General features: G+C 68.9%; 9 protein-coding genes. 5 read left to right on the top strand and 4 right to left on the bottom strand.

Translation table 11 applies throughout. The annotated features are described in order from the left end of the window. The 3 genes from VGE49_RS05795 to tpiA form a co-directional block, all read right to left on the bottom strand. Positions 1 to 87 (bottom strand): hypothetical protein (locus VGE49_RS05795; RefSeq protein ID WP_331033615.1); only part of this gene is annotated, 87 nt, incomplete at its 3' end. A 121-nt stretch (positions 88 to 208) separates the two neighbouring features. Next, entirely contained in the window at positions 209 to 628 is a 420-nt protein-coding gene (gene secG, locus VGE49_RS05790; RefSeq protein WP_331033614.1) for a preprotein translocase subunit SecG, read from the bottom strand. 107 nt (positions 629 to 735) lie between these two features. After that, positions 736 to 1,485, bottom strand: a complete 750-nt coding sequence (gene tpiA / locus VGE49_RS05785; RefSeq protein WP_331033613.1) for a triose-phosphate isomerase — start codon at positions 1,483 to 1,485, stop codon at positions 736 to 738. A gap of 129 nt (positions 1,486 to 1,614) precedes the next feature. On the opposite strand from tpiA, the gene VGE49_RS05780 reads away from it, so the two are divergent. Both VGE49_RS05780 and trpE read left to right on the top strand, forming a co-directional pair. Further along, a complete protein-coding gene (locus VGE49_RS05780) occupies positions 1,615 to 3,540 on the top strand; it encodes a SurA N-terminal domain-containing protein (protein ID WP_331033612.1) in 1,926 nt (641 codons plus the stop codon). After that, positions 3,537 to 5,078, top strand: coding sequence for an anthranilate synthase component I (gene trpE / locus VGE49_RS05775; protein ID WP_331033611.1), 1,542 nt, complete (start codon positions 3,537 to 3,539; stop codon positions 5,076 to 5,078). The genes VGE49_RS05780 and trpE overlap by 4 nt, the downstream gene beginning before the upstream one ends. Here the strand turns inward: trpE and VGE49_RS05770 are convergent. Then, a complete protein-coding gene (locus VGE49_RS05770; protein WP_331033610.1) occupies positions 5,075 to 5,263 on the bottom strand; it encodes a hypothetical protein in 189 nt (62 codons plus the stop codon). The two genes, trpE and VGE49_RS05770, sit on opposite strands and share 4 nt — an antisense overlap. A 109-nt stretch (positions 5,264 to 5,372) precedes the next feature. Between VGE49_RS05770 and VGE49_RS05765 the strand changes: the two genes are divergently transcribed. The 3 genes from VGE49_RS05765 to VGE49_RS05755 all read left to right on the top strand — a co-directional run. Then, positions 5,373 to 5,963: an anthranilate synthase component II gene (locus VGE49_RS05765; protein ID WP_331033609.1), complete on the top strand. Its 591-nt coding sequence runs from the start codon at positions 5,373 to 5,375 to the stop codon at positions 5,961 to 5,963. 2 nt (positions 5,964 to 5,965) lie between these two features. Next, positions 5,966 to 7,006, top strand: coding sequence for an anthranilate phosphoribosyltransferase (gene trpD / locus VGE49_RS05760; RefSeq protein WP_331033608.1), 1,041 nt, complete (start codon positions 5,966 to 5,968; stop codon positions 7,004 to 7,006). Then, the coding region (locus tag VGE49_RS05755; RefSeq protein WP_331033607.1) for an indole-3-glycerol phosphate synthase TrpC at positions 7,003 to 7,443 on the top strand (441 nt) is incomplete at its 3' end. The genes trpD and VGE49_RS05755, both read left to right, overlap by 4 nt.

The following is a 7,443-nucleotide window of genomic DNA, read 5'->3' as shown; positions in this document are numbered from 1 at the left end:
CTGCAAAAGAGCGCCGAGAGCGGCGGAGGCGAGGCCTTTTCCTAGCGAGGAAACCACGCCGCCGGTGATGAACACATAGCGAGCCATGGGCGGACACCTTACTCCATGATTCGCGGCGGGAGCATGGCCCGACGCAAAACATCTGTTGAACAAAAGAAGAAAGCGCGCCCTGCGGCGCGCTTTCGGGGACTTCGTAGCTGTCGGCGGCTTACTGCGCCGGTGCGGGAGTCTGCGCCGGAGCCGGGGCGGAAGCGGCGGGGAGGCTGGCTTCCAGATCGTCCAGCGACGGGGCTGCCGGCGCGGCCGGCGTCGGGGCCGGTTGCTCGGCCGGAGCCGTCTGCTGCTCATTGCCCACCGCGATGGCGCCCACGGCGTCGGCGTCGATGACCGAACGCGAACCGCGAGCGAAGTTGCCGGCGATGGTCAGGCTGATGGCGCAGACGAAGAAGGCTATCGCCAGAATCGACGTGGCCCGCGTCAGCAGGTTGCCCGCACCGCGCGCAGTCATGAAGCCCGAAGGGCCTCCGCCCATGCCCAAGGCGCCGCCCTCGGAACGTTGCAGCAGGATCACGGCCGTCAGAGCGACCGAGATCAGGATCATGGCGACGAGCAAGATGGTCTGGAGCATGGTGTCAATCATGTGGGCGCGCAGATGCGCCGATCAAGCGGCGGCGTCTAACACCGATGCGGGACCGGGGCAAACGCCGAACGAACTGGGACGGCAAATCGTGACGCCTACGCGGCGCGAATGATGCCCAGGAAATCCTCGGCCTTCAGCGATGCGCCGCCGACCAGGGCGCCGCCAACCTCGGCCACGGCCAGGATTTCAGCCGCGTTCGACGGCTTGACCGAGCCGCCATATAGGATCGGTGCGACGCGACCGCCCTCGCCCAGCTTGGCGATCATGGCCGCGCGCACGGCGGCGTGGACTTCCTCGATCTGCTCCAGCGTCGGCGTCAGGCCGGTGCCGATGGCCCAGACCGGCTCATAGGCGACCGCGAAAGCCTTGCCCGACAGCGACGACGGCAGCGACCCCGCCACCTGACGGCTGACGACCTCGACCGCCTGCCCGGCTTCACGCTGGGCCAGAGTCTCCCCAATGCAGATGATCGGCTCCAGACCGGCGGCCAGGGCGGCCTCGACCTTGGCGACGACGTCGGCGTCAGTCTCGCCGAATCCGGCGCGGCGTTCAGAGTGGCCGAGAATCACCAGGGACGCGCCGGCGTCGCCCAGCATGGCGGCGGACACCGATCCAGTGAATGCGCCCGAAACTTCAGCGTGGCAGTCCTGACCGCCCAGTTCGACCGGGCCGCCCGCCAGGGCGCGCGCCATCCGCTCGATCAGCGTCGCGGGCGGGCACAGGGCCACTCGACAGGCCGCAGCCTGTTCCTGCAAGGCTTTCGCCAGAGCTTCAGCCTCGCCCAGGCTCGCGCCCAGACCGTTCATTTTCCAGTTGCCGGCGACCAGCTTCACAGATTGTTTCATGAGGTCTCTTTAGGCGCCGCTCGCGCCGAAGCCAAGATGTCGCCATGCGTCGGCTTGCGGCGCCCTAGGGACTGCCCTTATAGGCGAGCGTGGCGCCCTTTCGACGCCGGCCCTCGTCAGGTTCTGTAGATGATCTCGCTGTTCCGCAACTTCGCCAAATCGAAATGGGCTGCGGGCCTGTTCGCCCTGCTGATCCTCAGCTTCCTTATCGTGGGCGCGCAGTCGGACGTCTTCTCCAGCTTCGGGCCCAAGCACGTCATCGACGCGGGCGACCGCAGCGTCGGCGCCCAGCAGTTCCGCGGCGATTTCGAGCGCGTCCGCGCCAATCTGCAGGAACAGGCCGGTCGTCCCGTGTCGTTCGACGACATGATCAAGGAAAACATCCATACCCAGTATCTGGAAAGCCAGACGCAGCGCCTGGGCTTCCTCGCCTGGGCCTGGAACGCCGGCATCCGCCCCGGCAAGGAACTGGTGCTGAAGCAGATTCGCCAGATCCCGGCCTTCTTCAACCAGGTGACGGGTCAGTTCGATCAGGATCGCTATGAACAGGCCCTGGCCGCCCAGGGCATGACCTCGGAAATGCTGGAGCAGGACCTGCGTGACCAGTATGTCGCCGGTCAGTTCGGCGCAGGCGTCTTCGCCGGCGCGCGCGTGCCGCGCATCTATGGCGCGCTTCTGGCCGGTCAGGCGCTGGAAACGCGCGACGGCCGCTGGTTCACCGTGACCCAGGCGATGGCTGGCTCGGCCGCCGCTCCGACCGACGCCCAGCTGACCGCCTTCCTCAACGAGAACGCCGCCCAGCTGCGCCGCCCCGAATTCCGTATGATCTCGATCGTGCTGTTCAACTCGGCTCCGAACAGCCAACCGGCGCCGATCAGCGAGGAGCGCATCCGCGAACGCTTCGAGTTCCGCAAGGCCGCCCTGTCGAGTGCTGAAAAGCGCACCTTCGTCACGCTGACCGCGCCGGACAAGCAAACCGCCGATCGCATCGCCGCCGCCCTGCGCGCCGGTCAGACGCCGGCCCAGGTCGCCGCCGCCAACAAGATCGAGCCCGGCAACTATGTCGACACGCCGCAAAGCGCCCTGGGCGACCCGGCCGTCGGCGCCGCCGTCTTCGCCCTGCCCGCCAATCAGGTCTCCAACCCGATCCAGGGCCGCCTCGGCTTCACCGTCGCCAAGGTGACGGCTGTCACCGCCGGTGCGCCGGCCACGCTGGAAAGCGTCCGCGGCGCCCTGGTTCAGGAGCTGCGCGCTGAAGACGCCAAGGGCGAGACCTACGCCAAGGTCGAGAAATACGAGAAGGCCCGCCAGGAAGGCAAAAACCTGGCCGACGCCGCCCAGTCGGTCGGCGCGCGCCTGGTGCAACTGCCGCCCTTCACCGCCGACGGCCGCCTGCCCGACGGTCAGCCGCTGAACGCGCCGCGCCAGATCTTCGAGTCGGCCTACGCCCTGTCCAAGGGCGGCGAGAGCGAGATCATCGACGCCGGCGAAGGCCAGTATTTCGCGGTCCGCGTCGACGACATCCGTCCCGCTTCGCTGCCGACCCTGGCCGAAGTCCGCGCGCCGCTGGCCCAGCAATGGACCCTGCGTGAGAACGCCCGCCGTCTGTCCGCCAAGGCCGAGGAACTGGCCGGTCGCGTCCGCGCCGGCGAGGACATCGCCAAGGTGGCCGCTTCGGCCGGCGCTCAACTGACCACACGCACGGCCGTGCAACAGAGCCGGGACAGCCAGACCCAACTGGGCGAAGGCGTACTGCGCGGCCTGTTCGGTCAGGGCAAGGGTCAGGTCTTCACCGGCGCCCAGTCTGAAGCCAGCTTCGTTGTCGGCCATGTCGACGCCATTCACGGCGCCGTCCCGGCCCTGGCCGCGCCGCTGGTCGAGCAGGTTCGTCCGCGCCTGACCCAGGCGATGGCCAACGCCATGGTCGAGCAGAGCTTTACCGCCGCCGCCGCGCGGATGAAGGCCAAGAATGACCCGGCCGCCGCTCTGGTTGCGCTGGGCGTCGAGGCTCCCGCAGCCGCTCCGGCGGCTCCGGCCGCCCCCACCAAGAAATGAGCGCAGGCGTCGGACAGGAAGCTGAACGCGTCGCGTTTGTCTCGAGCCTGACCTCAGGCCGCCCCCAGGTCGTCGTTCGTCGCCTGATCGACGACCTGGAGACGCCCGTCTCGGCCTTCCTCAAGGTCGGCCACGGGCGGCCCTACGCCAGCCTGCTGGAGTCGGTCGAAGGCGGCGCGGTCAACGGCCGCTACTCGATCGTCACACTGGCCCCCGACGTCGTCTGGCGCTGCCGCGACGGCAAGGCCGAGGTCGCGCGCGGCGAGGCCGTTCTGGCCGACCGTTTCACGCCCGAAGATCGGCCCGCGCTGGAGTCCCTTCGCGCCCTGATCGCGGCGACGAAGTTCGACCTGCCCGACGACCTGCCGCCCATGGCCGCCGGCCTGTTCGGCGTTTTCGGCTACGACATGGTGCGGCTGCTGGAGCCGCTTGGCCCGGCCAACCCCGACCCGCTGAACCTGCCCGACGCCGTCATGGCGCGCCCGTCGCTGGTCGCCATCTTCGACTCGGTGAAGCACGAGATCGTCCTGATCGCCGCCGCCTATCCCGACAGCGGCGTCGATGCGGATACAGCCTTTGACGCCGCCATCGCCCGCCTGGACGACTTCGAGGACCGCCTGCGCGGCCCCCTGCCGATCCAGCGCGAGGCTGCGCCGGTTCCGGCTCCCGACTTCCGCTCGCCGGTCGACGCCGCCGGGTTCGACGCCATGGTCGCCAAGGCCAAGGACTACATTACCGCCGGCGACATCTTCCAGGTCGTGCTGGCCCACCGCTTCTCGGCGCCCTGGAGCCAGGACCCGTTCGCCTTCTATCGATCGCTGCGTCGGGGCAATCCGTCGCCCTATCTCTTCTTCCTCGACTACGTGGACTTCCAGCTGGCCGGGTCCAGCCCGGAAATCCTGGTCCGACTGAAAGACGGTCGCGTCACCATCCGCCCCCTCGCCGGCACCCGCCCGCGCGGCGTCACGCCAGAGGCCGACAAGGCCCTGGAGGCCGAGCTTCTGGCTGATCCCAAGGAACGTGCGGAGCATCTGATGCTGCTGGACCTGGGGCGCAACGACGTGGGCCGGGTCTCGTCGCCCGGCTCGGTCGAGGTGACGGAGAGCTTCGTCGTCGAACGCTACAGCCAGGTCATGCACATCGTCTCCAACGTGCACGGCGCAGCCGATCCCAAGCTGGACGCCGTGGACACGCTTCTGGCCGCCCTGCCCGCCGGCACCCTGTCCGGCGCGCCCAAGGTCCGGGCCATGGAGATCATCGACGAACTGGAAACCGAGAAACGCGGCGTCGGCTACGGCGGCGGCGTGGGCTATATCTCGGCCAATGGCGAGGCGGACATCTGCATCGTCCTGCGCACCGCCATGTTCGCCCAGAACAAGATCTTCGTTCAGGCCGGGGCCGGCGTCGTCGCCGACAGCGACCCTGCGGCCGAATACGCCGAAACCCTGGCCAAGGCGCGCGCTCCGATGAAGGCGGCCGAGGACGCGTGGCGATTCACCGCAACCACTCGCGGCCAGGGCGCCGACGGCAAGATCTAAGGATTGGAAACCGTGGAACCCTGGTCGAACGACACGCCGGGGCCCACGACCATGGTCCCCGCCAGCATCACAGCCGCCGTCGCGGCGAAGGCCGCCGCCGCCAGCAGGCGCAGCGGTTTCGGCTGTTCGATTGGCGGCTCGCTCAGCAGGGCCTGGGCGTCGTGGATGGCTTCTAGGCGGGTCAAGACGGATTTCTTCCGATGGCGATGCTCCTGTATCGCGCGGACAGCTTAACGTCCGCTTTCATCACGCCTTCGCTTGGCGCGTCCTCCCTCCCATCCTAAGTAGCCTGCCATGATCCTCGTCGTCGATAACTACGACAGCTTTACCTACAACCTCGTCCACTACCTCGCGGAGTTGGGCGCGCAGACGCACGTCGTCCGCAACGACGACCTGACGGTGGACGAAGCCTGGGCGCTGAAACCCGAGGCCGTGCTGCTGTCGCCCGGCCCCTGCGCGCCCGATCAGGCCGGCATCTGCCTGCCGCTGATCACGACCGCGCCGCTGGACATGCCCATCTTCGGCGTCTGCCTGGGCCATCAGGCCATCGGCCAGGCGTTTGGCGGCGAGGTGGTCCGCGCCAAGACCCTGATGCACGGCAAGACCTCGCCGATCGAGCATGAGGGCCGCAGCCTGTTCAAGGGCCTCCCTTCGCCCTTCACCGCCACCCGCTACCACTCCCTGGCCGTGCGCCGCGAGACCCTGCCGGACGAGCTGGAAGTCACCGCCTGGACCGCTGACGGCGAGATCATGGGGCTGGCCCACCGCATCCGGCCGATCCACGGCGTTCAGTTCCACCCGGAATCCATCGCCACCGAGCACGGCCACGACATGATCGCCAACTTCCTCGATCTGGCGGGCGTCAAGCGTCGGACGACGGTCTGATCATGGCCGACGGTTTCAAGCCTCTGCTGGCCAAGCTGGTGGACGGGCGCGTCCTGACGCCGGATGAAGCTCACGCCTTCTTCTCCGCCTGCTTGCGCGGCGAGCCGACCCCGTCACAGGTCGCCGCCGCCGTCACCGCCCTGCGCATCCGCGGCGAGACGGCGGACGAAATCGTCGCCTTCGCCACCGCCATGCGCGACGCCGCCCTGTCGCTGGATCACCCCTTCGACGAAGTGATCGACACCTGCGGCACCGGCGGCGACGGCCAGCACACCTATAACGTCTCGACAGCGGCCGCTTTCGTCCTGGCGGGCGCCGGGCTCAAGGTCGCCAAACACGGCAACCGCGCCATCAGCTCCAAATCCGGCTCATCCGACGTCCTGGCGGCGCTGGGCGTCAACCTCGACGCCACCATCCCGCAACAGGCCCGCGCCCTGGATCAGGCCGGCATCGCCTTCCTGTTCGCCCCAACCTATCACGGGGCCATGCGCCACGTCGGCCCGGTGCGCGCCGAGATCGGTTTCCGCACGGTTTTCAATCTTCTCGGGCCGCTTTGTAATCCGGCCCATGCGACGCGTCAGGTCATGGGCGTCTATGATCCCGCCCTGCTGGAGCCTCTGGCCGAGGTGCTAGGCCGCCTCGGCGCGCGCCGCGCCTGGACCGTCCACGGTCAGGGTCTGGACGAGCTGACCACCACAGGTCCCACCGAGGTGGCCGAGTGGAAGGACGGCGCCGTCCACCGCTTCACTGTCGCGCCCGCCGACGCCGGACTGCCTCTGGCGACGCTCGAAGACCTGCGCGGCGGCGACGCCGAATACAATGCGGCGGCGCTGAAGGCCCTGCTGGCCGGCAAGCTTGGGCCCTATCGTGACATCGTCGTGCTGAACGCCGCCGCCGCCCTGGTGGTGGCCGATCGCGCCGTCGATCTGCGTGAAGGGGCCGAACTGGCCGTCGCCGTCATCGACGACGGTCGCGCCGCCGCCGCGCTGGAAACCCTGGTGCGCGTCACCAACACCCCTATCGAACCTGACGAGGCCGCATGACCGACGTTCTGGCGAAGATCGCCGCTTACAAGCGTGACGAAGTCGCCGCCCGCAAGGCTGCGACCTCTCAGGACGCCATCGAGGCCCTCGCCGCCCAGGCCTCGGCCCTGCGCGGCTTCCGCGCCGCCCTGGAGCGCGTCGCCGAGGACACCGGCCGCCCCGCCCTGATCGCCGAGATCAAGAAGGCCAGCCCGTCCAAGGGCCTGATCCGCGCCGACTTCGACCCGCCCGCACTCGCCAAAGCCTATGAGCGCGGCGGCGCTGCGTGCCTGTCCGTCCTGACCGACGGCCCCAGCTTCCAGGGCGACGACGCCTTCCTGGCCGCCGCCCGCGACGCGGTCGCCCTGCCCTGCCTGCGCAAGGACTTCCTGGTCGATCCCTGGCAGGTGGCCGAGAGCCGCGCCCTGGGCGCCGACTGCATCCTCATCATCCTGGCC

It is taken from the genome of Brevundimonas sp., assembly GCF_036405315.1.
Classification (GTDB): Bacteria; Pseudomonadota; Alphaproteobacteria; order Caulobacterales; family Caulobacteraceae; genus Brevundimonas.
This window is presented reverse-complemented; position numbering and strand designations above follow the sequence as displayed.

What these genes read in the sequence shown, in the direction of transcription:
- secG (WP_331033614.1), bottom strand. Translation starts at nt 628, where the DNA reads ATGCTCCAGACCATCTTGCTCGTCGCCATGATCCTGATCTCGGTCGCT.
- tpiA (WP_331033613.1), bottom strand. Translation starts at nt 1,485, where the DNA reads ATGAAACAATCTGTGAAGCTGGTCGCCGGCAACTGGAAAATGAACGGT.
- VGE49_RS05780 (WP_331033612.1), top strand. Translation starts at nt 1,615, where the DNA reads ATGATCTCGCTGTTCCGCAACTTCGCCAAATCGAAATGGGCTGCGGGC.
- trpE (WP_331033611.1), top strand. Translation starts at nt 3,537, where the DNA reads ATGAGCGCAGGCGTCGGACAGGAAGCTGAACGCGTCGCGTTTGTCTCG.
- VGE49_RS05765 (WP_331033609.1), top strand. Translation starts at nt 5,373, where the DNA reads ATGATCCTCGTCGTCGATAACTACGACAGCTTTACCTACAACCTCGTC.
- trpD (WP_331033608.1), top strand. Translation starts at nt 5,966, where the DNA reads ATGGCCGACGGTTTCAAGCCTCTGCTGGCCAAGCTGGTGGACGGGCGC.